The sequence below is a fragment of the Cellulomonas sp. PSBB021 genome (assembly GCF_002240455.1).
GTDB lineage: Bacteria > Actinomycetota > Actinomycetes > Actinomycetales > Cellulomonadaceae > Cellulomonas > Cellulomonas uda.
The window spans coordinates 1,114,148-1,135,331 of the sequence record NZ_CP021430.1 but is presented as its reverse complement, the minus strand read 5'-3'; the positions used below and the strand labels follow the sequence as shown (position 1 = coordinate 1,135,331).

The 21,184-nt window shown below is 71.5% G+C and carries 17 protein-coding genes; 11 read left to right on the top strand and 6 right to left on the bottom strand.

The window, feature by feature from the left end; translation table 11 throughout:
- The first annotated feature begins 46 nt into the window (after positions 1–46).
- Entirely contained in the window at positions 47–1,351 is a 1,305-nt protein-coding gene (locus tag CBP52_RS05115; protein WP_094180089.1) for an ABC transporter substrate-binding protein, read from the top strand.
- A 573-nt stretch (positions 1,352–1,924) separates the two neighbouring features.
- On the top strand, positions 1,925–2,944 hold the full coding sequence (locus CBP52_RS05110) for an IS30 family transposase (protein ID WP_198303555.1): 1,020 nt from the start codon (positions 1,925–1,927) through the stop codon (positions 2,942–2,944).
- Positions 2,945–3,009: 65 nt separating this feature from the next.
- Here CBP52_RS05110 and CBP52_RS05105 read toward each other — a convergent pair whose 3' ends face one another.
- Genes CBP52_RS05105 through CBP52_RS05090 form a run of 4 tightly spaced genes read right to left on the bottom strand, consistent with a single transcriptional unit; the run spans position 3,010 to position 7,195 of the window.
- Positions 3,010–3,786 (bottom strand): ABC transporter ATP-binding protein, encoded by a 777-nt coding sequence (locus CBP52_RS05105; protein ID WP_369826337.1) that lies wholly within the window; start codon positions 3,784–3,786, stop codon positions 3,010–3,012.
- Positions 3,787–3,809: 23 nt separating this feature from the next.
- Positions 3,810–4,769, bottom strand: coding sequence for an ABC transporter ATP-binding protein (locus tag CBP52_RS05100; protein WP_094180087.1), 960 nt, complete (start codon positions 4,767–4,769; stop codon positions 3,810–3,812).
- Positions 4,759–5,745 carry a branched-chain amino acid ABC transporter permease gene (locus CBP52_RS05095; RefSeq protein WP_094180086.1) on the bottom strand — a complete coding sequence of 329 codons (987 nt, stop codon included), beginning with the start codon at positions 5,743–5,745 and terminating at the stop codon, positions 4,759–4,761. The genes CBP52_RS05100 and CBP52_RS05095 overlap by 11 nt, the downstream gene beginning before the upstream one ends.
- A gap of 16 nt (positions 5,746–5,761) precedes the next feature.
- Positions 5,762–7,195: a branched-chain amino acid ABC transporter permease gene (locus CBP52_RS05090; RefSeq protein ID WP_369826302.1), complete on the bottom strand. Its 1,434-nt coding sequence runs from the start codon at positions 7,193–7,195 to the stop codon at positions 5,762–5,764.
- Between the two features lie 429 nt (positions 7,196–7,624).
- On the opposite strand from CBP52_RS05090, the gene CBP52_RS05085 reads away from it, so the two are divergent.
- The gene (locus CBP52_RS05085; protein ID WP_094180085.1) at positions 7,625–8,302 is read left to right on the top strand and encodes a GNAT family N-acetyltransferase; all 678 of its coding nucleotides are present in this window, start codon (positions 7,625–7,627) and stop codon (positions 8,300–8,302) included.
- A 63-nt stretch (positions 8,303–8,365) separates the two neighbouring features.
- Here CBP52_RS05085 and CBP52_RS05080 read toward each other — a convergent pair whose 3' ends face one another.
- Complete coding sequence (locus CBP52_RS05080; protein WP_094180084.1) at positions 8,366–8,833, bottom strand: hotdog fold thioesterase; 468 nt, start codon at positions 8,831–8,833, stop codon at positions 8,366–8,368.
- Positions 8,834–8,978: 145 nt separating this feature from the next.
- Here CBP52_RS05080 and polA point away from each other — a divergent pair, with 145 nt between their 5' ends.
- The 3 genes from polA to CBP52_RS05065 all read left to right on the top strand — a co-directional run bounded on the left by polA (position 8,979) and on the right by CBP52_RS05065 (position 13,814).
- Positions 8,979–11,639: a DNA polymerase I gene (gene polA / locus CBP52_RS05075; protein WP_232514757.1), complete on the top strand. Its 2,661-nt coding sequence runs from the start codon at positions 8,979–8,981 to the stop codon at positions 11,637–11,639.
- A gap of 175 nt (positions 11,640–11,814) precedes the next feature.
- Positions 11,815–12,159, top strand: a complete 345-nt coding sequence (locus tag CBP52_RS05070; protein WP_166772029.1) for a DUF485 domain-containing protein — start codon at positions 11,815–11,817, stop codon at positions 12,157–12,159.
- The gene (locus CBP52_RS05065) at positions 12,156–13,814 is read left to right on the top strand and encodes a cation acetate symporter (protein WP_094180081.1); all 1,659 of its coding nucleotides are present in this window, start codon (positions 12,156–12,158) and stop codon (positions 13,812–13,814) included. Before CBP52_RS05070 ends, CBP52_RS05065 begins: the two co-directional genes overlap by 4 nt.
- A gap of 64 nt (positions 13,815–13,878) precedes the next feature.
- On the opposite strand, the gene CBP52_RS05060 is transcribed toward CBP52_RS05065, so the two are convergent.
- Positions 13,879–14,700 carry a class I SAM-dependent methyltransferase gene (locus CBP52_RS05060; RefSeq protein ID WP_094180080.1) on the bottom strand — a complete coding sequence of 274 codons (822 nt, stop codon included), beginning with the start codon at positions 14,698–14,700 and terminating at the stop codon, positions 13,879–13,881.
- A gap of 139 nt (positions 14,701–14,839) precedes the next feature.
- On the opposite strand from CBP52_RS05060, the gene CBP52_RS05055 reads away from it, so the two are divergent.
- From CBP52_RS05055 to uvrB, 5 genes are all read left to right on the top strand, one after another.
- Entirely contained in the window at positions 14,840–15,865 is a 1,026-nt protein-coding gene (locus tag CBP52_RS05055) for a 6-phosphofructokinase (RefSeq protein ID WP_094180079.1), read from the top strand.
- Positions 15,866–16,083: 218 nt separating this feature from the next.
- Entirely contained in the window at positions 16,084–17,553 is a 1,470-nt protein-coding gene (gene rpsA, locus CBP52_RS05050) for a 30S ribosomal protein S1 (protein WP_094180078.1), read from the top strand.
- A 144-nt stretch (positions 17,554–17,697) separates the two neighbouring features.
- Positions 17,698–18,342, top strand: coding sequence for a dephospho-CoA kinase (gene coaE, locus CBP52_RS05045; RefSeq protein WP_094180077.1), 645 nt, complete (start codon positions 17,698–17,700; stop codon positions 18,340–18,342).
- A 225-nt stretch (positions 18,343–18,567) separates the two neighbouring features.
- Positions 18,568–18,984, top strand: a complete 417-nt coding sequence (locus CBP52_RS05040) for a hypothetical protein (RefSeq protein WP_094180076.1) — start codon at positions 18,568–18,570, stop codon at positions 18,982–18,984.
- 63 nt (positions 18,985–19,047) lie between these two features.
- Positions 19,048–21,153, top strand: coding sequence for an excinuclease ABC subunit UvrB (uvrB, locus tag CBP52_RS05035; protein ID WP_094180075.1), 2,106 nt, complete (start codon positions 19,048–19,050; stop codon positions 21,151–21,153).
- Positions 21,154–21,184: the final 31 nt, after the last annotated feature.

The following is a 21,184-nucleotide window of genomic DNA, read 5'->3' as shown; positions in this document are numbered from 1 at the left end:
CCACCGGCATCCCGGACGCACCCCTCACGGAGAGGTTGGAACGCCCATGGTTCGTTCTCATCACGCGATGAGGGCCGCGGCCCTCGCCGGCGCAGTCGCCCTGGCCCTGACCGCATGCGGGTCGGACGGCGGCTCGGACGACGAGACGCCCGGCGCCGCCGGCACGTCCGCCGCGCCGACCGGCGGTGGCGGCGACGGCGAGCTCGTCATCGGCACGCTGCTGCCGCAGACCGGTTCGCTCGCCTACCTCGGCCCGCCCGAGATCGCGGGTGTCGACCTCGCGGTGCAGGAGATCAACGAGAACGGCGGCGTCAACGGCAAGGACGTGGTCGTGCACCACGCCGACTCCTCGGACGCCGACCACGGTGACGTCGCTCCGCAGTCGTGGACCGACCTGCAGTCGAAGGGCGTGCAGGCCGTCATCGGCGCCGCGTCCTCGTCCGTCACGCAGCTCGTCGTCGACGACATCACCAACGCGAAGGTCGTCATGGTCTCGCCGGCGAACACGGCGACGAGCCTGTCGGGGTACAGCGACTTCTACTTCCGCACCGCGCCGCCGGACACGGTCCAGGGCTCGGCTCTCGGCAACCTCATCCTCGACGACGGCGTGACGAGCCTCGGGATCCTCGTCTTCAACGAGGAGTACGGCACGTCGCTGCGCGACGTGGTGAAGTCGACGGTGGAGGCCGCCGGCGCGACCGTCACGTACGGCAACAAGGACGAGGAGTTCGACCCGACGTCGTCCTCGTTCGCCGACCCGGTCGCGGGCGTCATGACGTCGAACAACGGCGGCGCGCCCGAGGCGATCGCGATCATCGCGTTCGAGCAGACCAAGTCGATCGTCCCCGAGCTCGTCGCGGCGGGCTACGAGGGTCGCATCTACATGGTCGACGGCAACACGGCCGACTACTCGAAGGACTTCGAGGCCGGCACGCTCGCCGCGTGGACGTCGCAGGGCACGATCCCCGGGTCGTACCCGAACGACGACTTCAAGGCGCGCATGCTCGAGGTCGACCCCGACCTGACGGACTACGCGTACGGCCCCGAGTCGTACGACGCGGCGATCCTCGTCGCCCTCGCGGCGCTCAAGGGCGGCGGCGTCGACGGCGCGACGATCCAGGAGAACATGGCGGCCGTGTCCGGCGCCGACGGCGGCACGAAGTGCACCGGTTGGAAGGAGTGCGCCGACCTGGTGACCGCGGGTGAGGACATCGACTACGAGGCGGTCTCGGGCGCCGGTCCGTTCAACGAGGACAACGACCCGTCGTCGGCGTTCATCGGGATCTACGGCTACAACGACGACAACACGATCACGTGGAAGAAGGCCGTGGAGGGCTCCGTCGAGGGCTGACCCTCGTCGAGCCGACCTGCGCCGGCCCCGGCGGTCACCGCGACCGTCGGGGCCGGCGCACGTCCGGCCCGCTCCGGGCGCGGCACGGGTCCGGAACCGGCCACGCCTCACGGGTGCTGGTGGGCGGCGCGCCAGGACGACGAGGGCCCGACCCCTGGGGGGCGGGTTCTAGCGATCCCCGCAACGCCCTGTTTTCAGGGAGTTGCGGGGATCGTGCTTTCACCAGAGCTCAAGATGAGGTTCTTCGAGGTCTTCGACCGTGTCGGGAGTGCGACGCTCGCCGCTCGGGAGGTCGGCCTGAGCCGGCACACGGCGGCGGGGTGGGTGCGCCAGGCCGGTCTGCGTTCCGTGGGCGTTGGGGGGTGGGGGCCGCATCCGGGCAAGGGTGAGTACCAGCGGCTGCGGCGTGCGGGTGTATCCCGGCGTCGCGCTGCTGAGCAGGTGGGGGTCAACGAGCGCACCGCACGCGACTGGGACGGCGGCGTTCGTAAGACCCGCGGGGCTCGGATCTACCCCGACGGGCGCCGGGTGGACTATAAGACGGGCGTGACCACCCTTGTCCGAGCGCACGAGATGGTGTCGCTCGCGGCACTGGAGGCCGAGCTGGATCGGCGGTTCTTGACGTTGGCCGAGCGGGAGACGATCGCCGACCTACGCCGGCAGAATGCCTCGCTGCGTGAGATCGGTCGCCAACTGGGTCGGCCGGCGTCGACGATCAAACGAGAGCTGGACCGGCGGTCCGTCGACGGCGTCTACCGCCCGTATGCCGCCCAGCGGGCGTGGGCTAAGAGCCGCGCCCGTCCCAAGGCGGCCAAGCTCGCCGCCGACGGTCCGCTGCGTGAGTTCGTCGCCGCGAAGCTCGCGCAGCGGTGGTCACCCGAGCAGGTCTGCCACGCTCTGGTCGAGGACTTCCCCCACGACGAGAGCATGCGGGTGAGCACCGAGACGATCTACCAGGCGATCTACGTCCAGGCCCGCGGTGGGCTGCGCCGTGAGGTCGCCGACGCGCTGCGCACCGGGCGGACCCGCCGCAAACCCCACACGAGCCCGGACCAGCGCACGTCCCGGTTCGTTGACGAGATGGTGATGATCTGTGAACGCCCCGCCGAGGTCGAGGACCGAGCGGTGCCCGGGCACTGGGAGGGCGACCTGATCGTCGGCACCGGGTCGGCCTCCGCGATCGTGACCCTGGTCGAACGCTCGACCCGCTACGTGATGCTCGGGCACCTGCCCGGCGGGCACAGCGCCGAGGAGGTCCGCGACGTCCTGGTCCCGCTGATCACAACCCTGCCAGACCACCTGCGCGGATCGCTGACCTGGGACCAGGGCTGCGAGATGGCCGCCCACAAGCAGTTCACGATCGCGACCGGGGTGCCGGTCTACTTCTGCGACCCGCACTCGCCCTGGCAGCGCGGCTCGAACGAGAACACCAACGGGCTGCTGCGCCAGTACTTCCCCAAGGGCACAGACCTGTCGATCCACTCCCCGGCCGACCTCGAACACGTCGCCCAACAACTCAACGGCCGACCACGCAAGACGCTCGGCTGGAGAACCCCAGCCGAGCGTCTGCGTGATCTACTGACAACCACATAAGCCATCAGGTGTTGCGAGGACCCCGAGAATCCGCCGGGGATCGGGCCCTCGTCGTCAGGGCGTGCTCAGTCGGCGGGCTTGTCCTTGGCCGCGGCCTCGACGTCCGTCGCGAGCGTGCCCAGGTACAGCTCGATGACCTTCGGGTCGTGCATGAGCTCCCGCCCGGGGCCCGAGTAGGCGTTGCGGCCCTGGTCCAGCACGTACGCCCGGTCGCAGATCTGCAGGCAGCGCCGCGCGTTCTGCTCGACGATGACGATCGAGACGCCCGCCTTGTTGATCTTGCGGGTGCGCAGGAACGCCTCGTCCTGGCGCACGGGGGAGAGCCCGGCCGAGGGCTCGTCGAGAAGCAGCACGGACGGCTCCATCATGAGCGCGCGGCCCATCGCGACCATCTGGCGCTCACCCCCGGACAGCGAGCCCGCACGCTGCCGTCGGCGCTCGCCGAGCGCGGGGAAGATGTCGGTGACGAACGCGAAGCGCTCGGCGAACCGCTTGTGGTCCTGGAAGATGCCCATCTGCAGGTTCTCCTCGATCGTCAGCGAGGGGAACACGTTGTTGGTCTGCGGCACGAACCCGACGCCGCGTCGCACGAGCTTGTCGGCCCGCAGGTTCGTGATCGTGTCGCCGCCCAGCGTCACGCTGCCCTGACGGATCGGCACGAGGCCGAACAGGGCCTTGAGCAGCGTCGACTTGCCGGCGCCGTTCGGCCCGATGATGCCGACGAGCTCGCCCGGGTGCAGGACGAGGTTGCAGCCGTTGAGGATGTCGACGCCCGGCAGGTACCCCGCGTACAGGTCGCGTGCGTCGAGCAGCGGCTCGCCGTCGGGTGCACCGCGGTGCACGTCCCGGGCCGTGGTCTGGGTGGTCACTGCGTCGCCTCCTCGGCCTCGGCCTCTGCCTCGTACTGCTCGACGACGTCGTCCGCGAGGAGCGAGTCGTCGCCCAGGTCCGTGTCGTGGTGCGCCCCGAGGTAGGCGTCGACGACGGCCTGGTCCTGCATGATCGTCTCGGGCGGGCCCTCGGCGACTGTGCGCCCCTCGGCCATGACGACGACCCAGTCCGAGATGTGCCGCACCATGTGCATGTCGTGCTCGACGAACAGGACGGTCATGCCCTCGTCGCGCAGCGCCTGGATGTGGCCCAGCAGGGACTGCGTGAGCGCGGGGTTCACGCCGGCCATCGGCTCGTCGAGCATGACCATCGTGGGACGCGTCATGAGCGCGCGCGCCATCTCGAGGAGCTTGCGCTGCCCACCCGAGAGGCTCCCGGCGAAGTCGTCGGCCTTGCCGTCGAGCTTGAACCGCTCGAGCAGCTCGCGCGCCCGCTCCGTGACCTCGGCCTCCTGCGCCCGCCACAGCCACGGCAGCAGCGACCCGAAGAGGTTCTCGCCCCGCTGACCGGTCGCGCCGAGCCGCATGTTGTCCATGACGGTCATGCGGGACAGCGCCTTGGTGAGCTGGAACGTGCGCACCATGCCCGCGTCGGCCATCCGGGCGGCGGGCTTGCCCTGCGCCGGGCGCCCCTCGAACGTCCACTGGCCGGCGTCGGCGCGGTCGAACCCGGTCAGCAGGTTGAACAGCGTCGTCTTGCCCGCACCGTTCGGACCGATGAGCGCGGTGATGGCGCCGCGCTGGACCTCCAGGTGCTCGACGTCGACGGCGTTGATGCCGCCGAACGTCCGGCGCACGTCCGACGCGACGATGATCGGGTCGGGCTTGGGGGCGCCGGGGACGCGGGGGACCGAGGCGAGCTCGCGGGCGATGCGCTCGCGCGGGACGACCGCGCGGGCCTCGGCGCCGGGGGTGTCGGGAGTCTCAGCGGACATCGATCGCCAGCTCCTTCTTGTCGCCGAGGATGCCTTGCGGCCGGAAGATCACGAGCAGCATCAGCGTGAGCCCGACGAGCATCCAGGAGAAGGCCTCGGACTGCGTGCTCGAGATGAACGACAGGTCCAGGTCGCGCAGCACGCTCTTGACCAGCATGAACACGGTCCACATGAGGACCGACCCGAGCACGGGGCCGAACACCGTCGCGGCGCCGCCCAGCAGCAGGATCGTCCAGATGTTGAAGGTCATGGTGCGGCCCATCGAGTCGGCCTGCACGGCCGTGGGCAGCGTGTAGAAGATGCCCGCGACCGCGCCGCCGACGCCGCCCAGCACGAGCGCCTGCATCTTGTAGCCGTAGACGTTCTTGCCCAGCGCGCGCACCGCGTCCTCGTCCTCGCGCACGCCCTTGAGCACGCGGCCCCAGGGCGAGCGCATCCACCGCCAGACGAGCAGGCAGCCGATCGCGACCGCGGCCCATGCCGCGACGCGCAGCCACCACGACCCCGAGGTGCAGTTGGGGTAGGTCCACAGCCAGATCGTCGTCGTCCCGTCGGGGAACGGGCACAGCGCCTCGAAGGACTTCTTGAAGCCGTCCCCGCCCGAGAGACCGGAGTTGCCGCCGGTGAGCTCGGTCAGCGAGGTCGAGCGGCTGACGATGCGGACGATCTCCGCGGCGGCGATGGTGACGATCGACAGGTAGTCGCCGCGCAGCTTGAGCGTCGGGATGCCGAGCACGATGCCGAACACGACCGCGGAGGCGATCGCGGCGAGCACCGACGCCCAGAACGGCCACCCGGCGATCGCGGTGATGGCGTAGGAGTACGCACCGAGCAGCACGAACCCGGCCTGCCCGAAGTTGAGCAGTCCCGTCATGCCGAAGTGCACGTTGAGGCCGATCGCGGCGAGCGCGTAGGCCGCGGTCGCGGGGGCGAACGCCTCGCCCGCGACGTTGGTGAGGATCCGGGTCCAGTCCATGGTGTCCCTCCTGGCCTCAGCCGATCCGGTCCCGGCGGCCCAGGATGCCCTGGGGCCGCACGAGCAGGACGAGGATGAGGATGAGCAGCGCTCCTGCGTACTTCATGTCGGACGGGATGACGAGGCTCGACATCTCGGCGACGACGCCGATGACGATCGACCCGGCGAGCGCACCCCACGCCGTGCCGAGCCCGCCGAGGGTGACCGAGGCGAACATCAGGAGCAGGACGGTGCCGCCCATGTTCCAGGCGGTCGACTGGAAGTACAGACCGGTCAGCACGCCACCGAGGGCCGCGAGGCCCGCGGCGCCGGTCCAGACGATCCGGATGACGCGCTCGACACCGATGCCCGACGCGGCGGCCAGGGCCGGGTTGTCGGACACCGCGCGCGTCGCGCGGCCGGTGCGGCTGTACAGGAGGAACGCGGCGACGCCCGCGAGGACGACGACCGCGATCCCGGCGGACACGATCGCCTGCTGCGTGAGGGACACGGGCCCGATCGAGACCCGCGTGGGGTTCGTGGTGTCGATGCGCAGCCGGCCGCCACCGAGCAGGAACTGGAACAGGTACTGCAGCACCATCGACAGGCCGATCGTGACGATCATCTGCTGCGTCAGGCCGATGCGCTTGCGCCGCAGCGGTCGCCAGATCCCGGCGTCCTGCAGCCAGCCCGACGCGGCGCCGAGCAGGGTCGCGAGCACCGCCGCGAGCCACAGGTCGAGCCCGACCGTCTGGACGAAGAAGTAGGCGAGGATCGCCCCGAGCGTGACCTGCTCGCCGTGCGCGAAGCTGCTCAGCCCGGTGGTGCCGTAGATGAGGGAGAGCCCGACCGAGGCGAGCGCGAGCAGCAGACCGAACACGAGACCGTTCGCGAGCTGCTGGGCGACGCGCTTGCCCGTCACGCCGCCGCCGGCGGTGCTGCTGCCGCTCGTCGGACCCGGACTGTCGTCCGGTGCGGTGCTCGCGCCGGACGTGGGCGAGGTCGTCGCGCCGCCGGTGGGCTCACCGAGCGCGAACAGCGCGCGCGACTGCGAGTTGAGCAGCACCTTGACGGTCCGGGAGGTCACCGACGGGTCGCGCAGCGTCTCGCCCTCGGGCAGGGTCGCGGGGTCGATCGAGACGGTGTAGTCCCCGGCGGTCGTGACGGGCACGGACCACGTGCCGTCCGCCGCGGTGGTCACCTCGACGCTCTCGCCGCCGCCCTCGACCGTGAGGACCACGCCGACCGCCGGCTCCCCGGACGCCGTCTTGATCGTCCCCAGGACGCAGCCTGTGGTCGCGTCGGGCGTGCAGGGCGCCGCGGTGGCCGCGGACGCCGGACCGGCGTGCACGACCAGGGCCAGGAAGGCCACCAGTGCGAGCACGAGCGTGCCTGCCGCGCGTCTGGTGCGCCTCGAGATCGCGTGCCGTGCCGTGCCCGGTGCTCGTCCTGGATGGGCGAGAGCGCTCACCTAGGACCTCCGTCCTGTACTCGCAACACCGCCCGGGGGGTCAGGCGGTCGTCCTGCGTGGTGCAAGGTGCTGGTGGTACGGGGTGGTACTGCGTGCTGGTTCTGCGGGGTGCAGCGGTGCCTCGAGCCGCGCCGGGCGCGAGGCGCGGCCGACGTTAGGCACTGATTGTGTCGATCTCGTTTCGCGTTGCCCAGAGGACGGGCGCGTGTCGCACGATCGGACGCGTCCGATGCGCGCAGAACCTCCTGCGGGAGCGGGCGACCGGACGTCCGGAACGTCCCGGAGCCCCGGCTCGGAACGGTCACAGCGCCGGGTCCGGGACTAGGCACGGCGGCCCGATGTGGTCCATGATCGACGTCGGCGCCGTCGTGGGCAGCGGGGCGTGCCGGAGTCCGGATCCCCCTCGTCCGCCGGAGGTGCTCGAAACCGTGCGTCCTGGAGTGCAAGCGCGCGCTGCCCGGCCCGCCGACCTCGACGACCTCGTGCACCTGTGCCTCGAGGCCCGCAAGGAGGCGGGGACCGGCGCCCAGCTCTGCACCGACGACACCGAGCGCCTGCGCCGCCAGCTCGGCGCGCTCCTCGGGGTCGAGGGCGGGATGGTCCTCGTCGGGACGATCGACGAGCAGCCCGCAGGACTCCTGCTCGGGCGGCTCGTCGGACCGAGCCTGTTCCAGGACGGCACGTCGCTGGCGCTCGAGGCGATCTACGTGGTCGGCACGGCGCGCCGGCGCGGGCTCGGCCACGCGATGCTCGCGCACGCGGTCTCGCTCGCGGACCAGAACGGCGCCGCCGAGGTCTACGCGGCGCCGCTGCCCGGCGCGCGCGGCATGCAGCGCTTCCTGGCCCGGCTGGGGTTCGCCCCCGCGGCGGCGTTCCGGGTCGCCGGTACGGCCGCGCTCCAGCGCCGCCTGCAGCACGACGGTGCGGCGGCGGTGCCCGCGCGCCGGCCGGCTCCCCGAGGGCTCGAGGACCTCATCGCGCGCCGCCGGCAGGCACGCGCCGCCCGGCAGCCGGCCGAGGCCGAGCAGTCCGCGGCACTGGGCCTGCGCATCGACCGCTCCGCCGCGTTGCGCCGTCCCTCGGCGACGCCCGGCCGGGGCTGGTGACCCGAGCGGCACCGCGTCAGCCGCTCCGGTGCCGCACCGACGCGGGTCCGCCCCGCGCAGTGCTCAGCGCGCGTCGAGGACCATGCACGTGAGGCGTGCGGTGCACAGTCGTCGCCCCTCGTCGTCGTCGACGACGACCTCGTAGGTCGCCAGCGTCCGGCCCAGGTGCACCGCACGGGCCGTGCCCGTGACGGTCCCGCTCCGGGCGGAGCGATGGTGCGTCGCGTTCAGCTCGATGCCCACCGCGACCCGCCCCGGTCCGGCGTGCGCGACCGCGGCGTACGAGCCGAGCGTCTCAGCGAGCGCGGCGGTCGCCCCGCCGTGCAGCAGGCCGAACGGCTGCGTGTTGCCGGCGACGGGCATCGTCGCGACCGCGTGCTCGGCGCTGACCTCGCGCACCACGATCCCGAGCCGCTCGATCAGGGTCCCGCGTTCGTCGACCAGCGCCTCGGGGACACCGCTGCGGCCGCTGCCGGGGACGGGGTCCGCGTGGGGGTGTGCGGCGGGCGCGGGCTCGGGCGTGTCGGTCATGGCAGATAGGTTGGCACCCGTGAGCGAGGGACATCGGGACGTGGACCGGGAAGTCGGGCCGGGAGTCGGGCGGGACGTGGACCAGGACGGTCGTGGCGGGCAGCGGCAGGAGCCTGCGCGGCTCCTGCTGATCGACGGCCACTCGATGGCGTACCGCGCGTTCTTCGCGCTCCCGGTCGAGAACTTCGCGACGTCGTCGGGCCAGCCGACGAACGCGGTGTTCGGCTTCACCTCGATGCTCGCCAACCTGCTGCGCGACGAGCAGCCGACGCACGTCGCGGTCGCGTTCGACCTCGGGCGCACGACCTTCCGCACCGAGCAGTACGAGGCGTACAAGGGGACGCGGGACGCGACGCCCGAGCCGTTCCGGGGCCAGGTGGACGTGATCCGCCGCGTGCTGGAGCCGCTGCACATCCCCGTGCTCACCAAGGAGCGGTTCGAGGCCGACGACGTGCTCGCGACCCTCGCGACGCAGGCGACGGCGCAGGGCATGCACGTGCTCATCTGCACGGGCGACCGCGACGCGTTCCAGCTGGTGCGCGACGACGTGACCGTGCTCTACCCGGTGCGTGGGGTCTCCGAGCTCGCCCGGATGACGCCGGAGGCCGTCGCCGCCAAGTACGGCGTGCCGCCGGAGCGGTACAGCGACCTCGCGGCGCTCGTCGGCGAGACGTCCGACAACCTGCCGGGTGTGCCGGGCGTCGGTCCCAAGACCGCCGCGAAGTGGCTCACGCAGTACGACGGGCTCGAGGGCGTCGTCGCCGCGGCGGACCGGATCACGGGCAAGGCGGGGGAGTCGCTGCGCGCGAACCTCGCGCAGGTCCAGCTGAACCGGCAGCTCAACCAGCTCGTCACCGACCTCGAGCTGCCGATGGGCCCGGAGGACCTCGAGGCGCGGCCCTGGGACCGGCAGGCGCTGCACTCGATCCTGGACGAGCTCGAGTTCCGCACGCTGCGCGACCGCCTGTTCGCGATGCTGCCCGACGAGTCGAGCACGTCCGCGGTGGCCGTGGCGGCGGCGGCGCTCGAGCTGGCCGAGCTCGCCGACGGGGCGCTCGAGGGCTGGCTCGCAGAGCGTTCGGACGCGGTGCTGGGCCTGGACGTGCGCGGCTCGGGCGCACCCGCGGGTGGGGACGCGTGGGGTGTGGCGATCGCCGACGCCGAGGGTCGCGCGGCCGTCGTGGACCTGGCCGAGGTGTCGCCCGCCGACGAGCACGCGCTCGCCGCGTGGCTGGCCGACGAGGCGCGCGGCAAGGCGGTGCACGGCGCGAAGGTCGCGGCGCACGCGCTGCGCGGCCGCGGCCTGACGCTCGCGGGCGTGCGCGCGGACACCGAGCTCGCGGCGTACCTGTGCCAGCCCGACCGCCGCGCGTACGACCTGCCCGACCTCGCGATCGGCTACCTGCACCGCGAGCTCGGCGAGGACGACGCCGCGACGGGTGGCCAGGGAGCGCTCGACCTGGAGCTCGACGGCACGGGTGAGGACCGCCGGGCCGCGGTCCGGGCCGCGGCGGTCCGGGACCTGGCCGACGTGCTCGAGTCGGAGGTGGAGGACCGCGGCGCGGCGCACCTGCTGCGGGACGTCGAGCTGCCGCTGCAGGCCGTGCTCGTGCGGATGGAGGGCACGGGCATCGCGGTCGACGCGGACTGGCTGCACCACCTGGAGCGCGAGTTCGACGGCCAGGTGACGCGCGCCGCGCAGGAGGCGTACGCGGTGATCGGGCGCGAGGTGAACCTCGGCTCGCCGAAGCAGCTGCAGGAGGTGCTGTTCGACCAGCTGCAGATGCCGAAGACCAAGCGCATCAAGACCGGCTACACGACGGACGCCGCGGCGCTCACGGACCTGTTCGCGCGCACGCAGCACCCGTTCCTCGAACACCTGCTCGCGCACCGCGACGCGATCCGCCTGCGCCAGACGGTCGAGGGTCTGCAGCGCTCGGTCGCTCCCGACGGCCGCATCCACACGACGTTCCAGCAGACGATCGCGGCGACGGGGCGGCTGTCCTCGACGGACCCCAACCTGCAGAACATCCCGATCCGCACCGAGGCCGGCCGGCAGATCCGCCGGGCGTTCGTCGTCGGGGACGGGTTCGAGACGCTCCTCACCGCGGACTACTCGCAGATCGAGATGCGGATCATGGCGCACCTGTCGGGCGACGAGGGCCTGATCGAGGCGTTCCGCTCGGGGGAGGACCTGCACAGCTACGTCGGCTCGCGCGTGTTCGGCGTGCCCACCGACGAGGTCACGGCCGCGCAGCGCTCGAAGATCAAGGCGATGTCCTACGGGCTCGCGTACGGGCTCTCGTCGTACGGCCTGTCGCAGCAGCTCTCGATCGAGGTGTCCGAGGCCGCCGAGCTCATGAAGGACTACTTCGCGCGGTTCGGCGGGGTGCGCGAGTACCTCACGGGCGTCGTGGACACGGCACGGGCGACGGGGTACACGGCGACGGTCCTCGACCGGCGGCGGTACCTGCCGGACCTCACGAGCGACAACCGACAGCGCCGCGAGGCGGCCGAGCGGATGGCGCTCAACGCCCCGATCCAGGGCAGTGCCGCGGACCTCATCAAGCTCGCGATGCTCGGGGTCGACGCCGAGCTGCGACGTCGGCGGCTGGACTCGCGCATGCTCCTGCAGGTGCACGACGAGCTGGTCCTGGAGGTCGCCGCCGGCGAGCAGGACGAGGTCGAGGCGCTCGTGCGGGAGCAGATGGCGGCAGCCGACTCGGCCCTCCCCGACGGCCGGCTCGACGTTCCCCTGGATGTGAGCGTCGGCGTGGGGTCGAGCTGGCACGAGGCGGGCCACTGACGCACGTCAGGCGGCGGGGCCGGCACCTACCAGCACGACTGTTTCGACCGGCTGGTGTTGCATTTCGGTGAATTGTCGGGTGTGTCTCTCGATGTGACGCCGTGTCGTGGGTCACACTCATGGCCGGCGGCAATGGTGCCGTTCGCCCGTTCGGGAGGAGACGCGCGTGTCAGAGATGATCGACGAACCACCCCAGACCCCGTACCAGGTGGTCCAGGACAGCCCCGACTTCCAGGCGTTGCGCAGCCGGTTCCGCCGCTTCGTCTTCCCCATGACCGCACTGTTCCTGGTCTGGTACTTCGTGTACGTCCTGCTCGCGGACTACGCGCACGACTTCATGGCCACCAAGGTGTGGGGGAACATCACCGTCGGGCTGCTGTTCGGCCTCGGGCAGTTCGTGTCCACGTTCGCGATCACCATGATCTACGCGCGGTGGGCCAACGACCGGCAGGACCCGGTCGCCGAGGAGCTGCGCGCGAAGATCGAGGACGGCGAGCTCGGGTCGGGTGAGGTGGCATGAGCGCGCTCGTCGGATCGGCGACCCTGGCGGCGGAGTCGAAGACGGTCGGTGAGCCGGTCGTCAACATCGGGATCTTCGCGCTGTTCGTGCTCGTGACGCTCGTCATCGTGTTCCGGGCGTCGCGCAACAACAAGACCGCCGCGGACTACTACGCGGCGGGGCGGTCCTTCACCGGCCCGCAGAACGGGACCGCGATCGCGGGCGACTACCTGTCCGCGGCGTCCTTCCTCGGCATCTGCGGCGCCATCGCGCTCAACGGGTACGACGGCTTCCTGTACTCGATCGGGTTCCTCGTCGCGTGGCTCGTGGCGCTCCTGCTCGTCGCCGAGCTGCTGCGCAACACCGGCCGCTTCACGATGGCGGACGTCCTGTCCTTCCGGCTGAAGCAGCGGCCCGTGCGCATGGCGGCGGCGCTGTCGACGCTCGCGGTGGTGTTCTTCTACCTGCTCGCGCAGATGGCGGGCGCCGGCGGCCTCGTGGCGCTCCTGCTGGGCATCGAGGGAGTGGCCGCGCAGGGCGTCGTCATCGCGGTCGTCGGCGCGCTCATGATCCTGTACGTCCTGGTCGGCGGGATGAAGGGCACCACGTGGGTGCAGATCATCAAGGCCGTCCTGCTGATCGTCGGCGCTGGCGTGATGACGCTGTGGGTGCTCGCGCGGTTCGGGTTCAGCCTGTCGGAGGTCATGCAGGGCGCGGTCGACGCGGCGGGCGAGGGCGGTGAGGCGCTGCTCGGCCCGGGCAAGCAGTACGGCGCGAGCGCGACCAGCCAGCTCAACTTCCTGTCGCTCGCCCTGGCCCTCGTGCTGGGCACCGCGGGTCTGCCGCACGTGCTGATGCGCTTCTACACGGTGCCCTCCGCCAAGGAGGCCCGGCGCTCGGTGGTGTGGGCCATCTGGCTGATCGGCATCTTCTACCTGTTCACGCTGGTGCTCGGCTACGGCGCGGGTGCGCTCGTCGGCCCGGAGGCGATCAAGGCGGCGCCGGGCGGCGTGAACTCGGCCGCGCCGCTGCTCGCGTTCGAGCTGGGCGGGACCGTCCTCCTGGGCGTGATCTCGGCGGTCGCGTTCGCGACGATCCTCGCGGTCGTCGCGGGCCTCACGATCACCGCCGCGACCTCGTTCGCGCACGACATCTACGCGAACGTCATCAAGCGCGGTCAGGTGCGTCCGGACGGCGAGGTGCGCGTCGCGCGCATGACGGTCGTCGCGATCGGGATCCTGGCGATCGTGGGCGGGATCTTCGCCAACGGTCAGAACGTCGCGTTCCTCGTCGCGCTCGCGTTCGCGGTCGCAGCCAGCGCGAACCTCCCGACGATCCTGTACTCGCTGTTCTGGAAGCGGTTCAACACGTCGGGTGCACTGTGGAGCATGTACGGGGGTCTGATCTCGTGCATCGTGCTCATCACGTTCTCGCCCGTCGTCTCGGGCAAGGTCGACCCGGTGACGGGCGACAGCCTGTCGATGATCAAGGACACGTCGGTCGACTTCCACGTGATCCCGCTCGAGAACCCCGGGCTCATCTCGATCCCGCTCGCGTTCGTGCTCGGCATCGTCGGCACGTACCTGTCGAAGGAGAAGCCGCACCCCGAGAAGTTCGCGGAGATGGAGGTGCGCTCGCTCACCGGTGCCGGCGCGGAGAAGGCCACCGTGCACTGAGCTGTGCCACGTGACGACGGGCGGCCCGCGAGCCGGGCCGCCCGTCGTCACGCCCCCTGCGGGGTCAGGGGCGGTGCGTCACGAAGATCGCGGTACCGGGCAGCAGCGCGCCCCGGACCGGGCCCCAGCCGCCCCACGTGCGGTCGTGCCCCGCGGGCCACTCGGGCTCGACCACCCGGTCCAGCGCCAGGCCCGCGCCGACGACGTCCGCGACGTGGTCGCCGAGCGTGCGGTGGTACTCGGCGTACAGCACGGCCCCCGACGCGCCGAGCTCCACGTACGGGCGCCGGTCGAAGTAGGAGCGGATCGCCGTCAGGCCCTCGGGGTCGTCGGGGAACGCCCACCGCAGCGGGTGCGTCACCGCGAACACCCACCGCCCGCCCGGGCGCAGCACCCGGGCGGCCTCGACGTGCACGGCGCGCGCGTCCGGGACGAACGGGATGGCGCCGAACGCGGTGAACGCGACGTCCACGCACGCGTCCGGCAACGGCAGCCGACGCGCGTCGGCGACCACCGCGGGCACCCGCACGCCGGCCGCCTCGTCGTACCGGCGGCCGGCGGCGAGCATCGAGCGCGAGACGTCGGTCGCGAGCACCGAGGCGCCCTGCGCGGCGAGCCAGCGGCTGCACTGCGCGGCGCCCGCCCCGACCTCGAGGACGCGCGTCGCGGGCGTGATCTCGCCGAGCAGCCGGGCGTCGGCCTCGCGCAGCCCTTCGGGGCACCAGACGAAGTCGGCCGGCCCGAGGAACGCGCCGTGCTCGTCGAGGTAGTCGTCGGCGTTCGCGTCCCACCAGCGGCGCCCCGCGGAGCCGTCGTCCGCGACGTGGCGGAACGCGACCTCCGCGAGCTCGTCCGGGCGGTCGTCGTCGTGCGCGGCGGAGGGCATGCCACCAGTGTCGCCGACGTCCCTGGGACGGAAGGTCTGCGCTCCTCGCGCCGCGCGCCGTTAGGCTGACGTGCACACGGACGCCCGACGACGCGCGGACCGCTGTTCCCCCACCTGTTGTCGACGAAGGAGCGCACGCGTGCGAGTCGGTCTGCTCACCGGAGGTGGCGACGTCCCGGGGCTGAACGCAGCCATCCGGGCCGTGGTCAAGCGAGGCGAGGGGGAGTACGGCCACCAGATCGTCGGCTTCCGCAACGGGTGGCGCGGCGTCGTCGACGGCGACGTCCAGCCCCTCACGCGCAAGGACATCCGCAACGTCCTGCCCGTGGGCGGCACGCTGCTGGGTACCGCGCGGTTCCACCCGCACGCGTCCGACGGCGGGATCGACGCCGTGCTCGCGACTCTCGAGGCCGAGCGCCTCGAGGCGCTCATCTGCATCGGGGGCGACGGGACCCTGCACGCCGCGAGCAAGATGGCGGAGGCGGGTGTGAACATCGTCGCGATCCCCAAGACCATCGACAACGACGTGTGGGGCACGGACCAGTCCATCGGCTTCGACACGGCCGTGACGGTCGCGACCGACGCGGTGGACCGCATCCACACCACCGCGGAGAGCCACAACCGCGTCATGATCGTCGAGGTCATGGGCCGGCACGCCGGGTGGATCGCGACGACCGCGGGCATCGCCGGTGGTGCGGAGATCGTGCTGGCGCCCGAGGCGCCGTTCGACATCGAGCGCATCGAGCGGTTCCTCAAGCACCGGCACCGCGCGCACGCGAGCTTCTCGATCATCGTCGTCGCGGAGGGTGCGGTCCCGGCCGAGGGCACGGCGATGCACTACGAGACGCAGGTCGGCAAGTTCGGCGAGATCGTCGCCGGCGCGATCGGCGAGCGGCTCAAGGCCGAGATCGAGCAGCGCACGGGGTTCGACACGCGCGTGACCGTGCTGGGCCACGTGCAGCGTGGCGGGACGCCGACGCCGACCGACCGGATCCTCGGCAGCCGGTTCGGCGTCGCGGCGATCGACGCGGTGTCCCAGGGGCGCTCGAACGTCATGACCGCGCTGCGCGGCGACCGGGTCGAGCTCGTGCCCCTCGAGGAGGTCGCGGGCAAGGTCAAGCACGTGCCCGCGGAGCTGCTCGCGGTGGCCAGCGCGCTCGCCTGACCTCCCCGGGGACGCTTTGACCGGTCCCGCCGTCCACCGATAGGGTGGACGGCGGTGCCGCGCGCCTTCTTCTCGCGAGCCCGCGTGATCTCCCGTTCGTCGGGAGCCGCGACGGGCCGTCGGGGGCCTCGAGAACACATCCACGTGATCCCGTCGTCGAGACGTGCCCGCCGTCCACGTCCGAACTACTTCCTGTCCGCATCGGAGCCCACCACTACATGAGCATCTCCACCCCCGCGAAGTCCGGCACGCCGCAGGTCGCGATCAACGACATCGGCACGGCCGAGGACCTCCTCGCCGCGATCGACGCCACCATCAAGTACTTCAACGACGGCGACATCGTCGAGGGCGTCGTCGTCAAGGTCGACCGTGACGAGGTCCTGCTGGACATCGGTTACAAGACCGAGGGCGTCATCCCCTCCCGTGAGCTGTCCATCAAGCACGACGTGGACCCCGGCGAGGTCGTCAAGGTCGGCGACGAGGTCGAGGCCCTTGTCCTCCAGAAGGAGGACAAGGAAGGCCGGCTGATCCTGTCCAAGAAGCGGGCGCAGTACGAGCGCGCGTGGGGCACGATCGAGAAGATCAAGGAGGAGGACGGCGTCGTCACCGGCACCGTCATCGAGGTCGTCAAGGGCGGCCTCATCCTCGACATCGGTCTGCGCGGCTTCCTTCCCGCGTCGCTCGTCGAGATGCGTCGTGTCCGCGACCTCGGCCCCTACGTGGGCAAGGAGATCGAGGCCAAGATCATCGAGCTCGACAAGAACCGCAACAACGTGGTCCTGTCGCGCCGCGCGTGGCTCGAGCAGACGCAGTCCGAGGTCCGCTCCACCTTCCTGCAGACGCTGCAGAAGGGCCAGGTGCGCCCCGGTGTCGTCTCCTCGATCGTCAACTTCGGTGCGTTCGTCGACCTGGGTGGCGTGGACGGCCTCGTGCACGTCTCCGAGCTGTCCTGGAAGCACATCGACCACCCGTCCGAGGTCGTCGAGGTCGGCCAGGAGGTCACGGTCGAGGTCCTCGACGTCGACTTCGACCGCGAGCGTGTCTCCCTGTCGCTGAAGGCGACGCAGGAGGACCCGTGGCAGGCCTTCGCCCGGACGCACGCCATCGGCCAGGTCGTCCCCGGCAAGGTCACCAAGCTCGTCCCGTTCGGCGCGTTCGTGCGCGTCGAGGACGGCATCGAGGGCCTCGTGCACATCTCGGAGCTGGCCGTGCGCCACGTCGAGATCCCGGAGCAGGTCGTGCAGGTCGGCGACGACGTGTTCGTCAAGGTCATCGACATCGACCTCGAGCGTCGCCGCATCTCGCTGTCGCTGAAGCAGGCGAACGAGGGCTTCGACCCCGAGTCGGAGGACTTCGACCCCGCGCTGTACGGCATGGCGGCCGAGTACGACGAGCAGGGCAACTACAAGTACCCGGAGGGCTTCGACCCGACGACGAACGAGTGGCTCGAGGGCTTCGAGACGCAGCGCGAGGCGTGGGAGGCCCAGTACGCGGCCGCGCACGAGCGCTGGGAGGCGCACCGCAAGCAGGTCGCGGACGCGCAGAAGGCCGACGCCGAGGCGCAGACGCCCGAGGGCAGCAGCGCTCCTGCGCCGTCGACCTACTCGTCGTCGACCGACGAGGCCACGGGGACGCTCGCGTCCGACGAGGCGCTCGCCGCTCTGCGCGAGAAGCTCACCGGCAACTGAGCAGCTGAACGCACCGCGGGCCTCGTCCCGCGGCACGCTCCACGACGGGCCGGTCACCTACGGGTGGCCGGCCCGTCGGCGTGTGCCGGGCCGGCCTCGACCTGCCGCGGGCGCGGGACGGCCCGTGCGGGCAGGATGGGGCCCATGCAGCGCATCGGGTTGACGGGTGGGATCGCGGCCGGCAAGTCCGTGGCGGCGCGCCGCCTGGCCGAGCGAGGCGCCGTCGTCGTGGACGCCGACGCGCTCGCGCGCGAGGCGGTGGCGCCGGGGACGGCCGGGCTCGACGCGGTGGTCGAGGCGTTCGGTGCGGAGGTGCTCGCACCCGACGGCTCGCTCGACCGTGCCGCGCTCGCGTCAGTGGTGTTCGGCGACGACGAGCGTCGGCGGACCCTCGAGGCGATCGTGCACCCCGCGGTGCGGCGCCTGTCGGCCGAGCGTGAGGCCGCCGCCGCGACGGCCGACCCGGGCGCGGTCGTCGTCCACGACATCCCGCTGCTCGTCGAGACGGGTCAGGCCGGCTCGTTCCACCTCGTCGTCGTCGTCCACGCGCCGGCGGTGCTGCGCGTCGAGCGCCTCGTGCGGCTGCGCGGCATGTCACGCGAGGACGCCGAGGCGCGGGTCGCGGCGCAGGCCGGCGACGACGAGCGCCTGGCGGTGGCGGACGTGGTCCTGGACGGGTCGGGGACCGACGCGGACCTGCGCGCGCAGGTGGACGAGCTGTGGGACCGGCTGTGCACGGAGCGGACGCAGGAGCGGGCCGCCGAGGAGACCGACGCGCGGCACGGCTGAGCCGCCCGCCGTCACGCGGCGGGGTGAGCGGATGCGGCGTCCGAGGCACTCTCGGTCACGATCTGGGAACGGCCGTTCCGCCCGTCCGCCCGAGCCGCTATGGTCCCGCCAGACCGGGGACGAAAGTGCCTTGTGCCTGGTGGGGGCTCAACTTCGACGGTCGGACGACCGATAGACGACACATCCGGTGCCGAAGAGGTCGCCGCAACAAGGAGGTACGAGCGGATGGTCAAGCCCGTCCAGACGCGCGCGTCGGTGTCGGTCGCGTCGTCGACGCTGTCCGAGGGTCGCATGCTCGAGCTCGCGGAGAAGGCGGCGATGTCCGGCGACTCGGACGCGGGCCGGTTCCGCGTCGAGGCACGCACTCCGCACTCGACGACGGTGTCGCTGCGTGACCACATCGAGGGTGCGGAGCTGATCCGCTTCGAGGTGCGCACCGACCGTGCGGTGGGCCGCACCACGGCCCGGACCGCGATCACGTTCTTCCGCACCAAGGACGGCGGCGTCAACGCGCTCATCCCGATGGCGAAGCGCAAGCTCCTCGGCTTCAGCGCGTACGAGATCTTCATGGACTGGTACGTCGCCGCGGTGGTGCGCGAGGACCCGAACGCGATCGTCACCCTGGTCGACGGCAAGGACTGAGCCCCGTGGCCGGCGACTGACGCCGGCGACGGGTGTGTCGGTGGTCCGACGTACCGTGGTGCCATGCGTCCAGTCACGGAGCTCCAGCGGACCGTCGCGCCCTTCGAGGTCGTGTCGGACTACACGCCGTCCGGCGACCAGCCTCAGGCGATCGCCCAGCTCACGCGTCGGCTGCAGGCCGGCGAGAAGGACGTCGTGCTGCTGGGCGCGACGGGTACCGGCAAGTCTGCGACGACCGCCTGGCTGATCGAGCAGGTGCAGCGTCCGACGCTCGTCATGGCGCCGAACAAGACGCTGGCCGCGCAGCTCGCGACCGAGTTCCGCGAGCTGTTGCCCAACAACGCGGTCGAGTACTTCGTCTCGTACTACGACTACTACCAGCCCGAGGCGTACATCGCGCAGACGGACACCTACATCGAGAAGGACTCGTCGATCAACGACGAGGTCGAGCGTCTGCGGCACTCGGCGACGTCCTCGCTGCTCACACGCCGTGACGTGGTCGTCGTCGCGTCGGTCTCCTGCATCTACGGTCTGGGTACCCCGCAGGAGTACGTGGACCGCATGGTCACGCTGCGCGTCGGCGACCAGGTGGACCGCGACCAGCTGCTGCGCCGGTTCGTGCAGATGCAGTACTCGCGCAACGACATGGCGTTCACGCGCGGTACGTTCCGGGTGCGTGGCGACACGGTCGAGATCATCCCGATGTACGAGGAGCTGGCCGTCCGGATCGAGTTCTTCGGTGACGAGATCGAGGCGATCGCGACGCTGCACCCGCTCACCGGTGAGGTGGTCCGCGCCGAGGACGAGATGATGATCTTCCCGGCGACTCACTACGTGGCGGGGCCGGAGCGCATGGAACGCGCGATCCACGGCATCGAGGCCGAGCTCGAGGAGCGGCTCGCGGAGCTCGAGCGGCAGAACAAGCTGCTCGAGGCGCAGCGGCTGCGGATGCGCACGACGTACGACATCGAGCTGATGCGGCAGGTCGGCTCGTGCTCCGGCATCGAGAACTACTCGCGGCACATCGACGGACGCGCAGCCGGGTCGGCGCCCAACACGCTGCTGGACTTCTTCCCCGAGGACTTCCTGCTGGTCATCGACGAGTCGCACGTGACCGTGCCGCAGATCGGCGCGATGTTCGAGGGCGACATGTCGCGCAAGCGTTCGCTCGTCGAGCACGGCTTCCGCCTGCCGAGCGCCGTCGACAACCGCCCTCTGCGGTGGGAGGAGTTCGTCGAGCGCATCGGCCAGACGGTCTACCTCTCCGCGACGCCGGGCGACTACGAGCTGTCGATGTCCGACGGTGTGGTCGAGCAGATCATCCGCCCGACGGGCCTCGTCGACCCGGAGGTCGTCGTCAAGCCGACGAAGGGTCAGATCGACGACCTGCTCGGCGAGATCCGCGACCGGGTGGATCGCGACGAGCGCGTGCTCGTCACGACTCTGACCAAGAAGATGGCCGAGGACCTCACGGACTACCTGCTCGAGAAGGGCGTGCGGGTGCGGTACCTGCACTCCGAGGTCGACACGCTGCGCCGCGTCGAGCTGCTGCGCGAGCTCCGGCTCGGCGAGTACGACGTGCTGGTCGGGATCAACCTGCTGCGCGAGGGCCTGGACCTGCCGGAGGTGTCGCTCGTCGCGATCCTCGACGCGGACAAGGAGGGCTTCCTGCGCTCGGGCAAGTCGCTCATCCAGACCATCGGCCGCGCGGCGCGCAACGTGTCCGGCCAGGTCCACATGTACGCGGACAAGGTCACGCCGGCGATGCAGCTCGCGATCGAGGAGACCAGCCGGCGCCGCGAGAAGCAGGTCGCCTACAACCTCGAGCACGGGATCGACCCGCAGCCGTTGCGCAAGAAGATCGGCGACATCACCGACATGCTCGCGCGCGAGGACGCGGACACCGCCGAGCTGCTGGGCGGTGGCGGCCGCCAGACGAGCCGCGGCAAGGCGCCGGTCCCCGGGTTCGGCTCGAAGGCGGCGCCGTCCGACGAGCGGACCCGGCTCACCGGGGCTGCCGCAGGTGAGCTCGCGACGCTGATCCAGGAGCTCACGGACCAGATGCACGCGGCGGCCGGTGAGCTGCAGTTCGAGCTCGCCGCGCGGCTGCGTGACGAGATCTCGGGCCTGAAGAAGGAGCTGCGGCAGATGCAGGCCGCGACCGCCTGACGGCACGACGCGTCCACCCACGCACCACCCG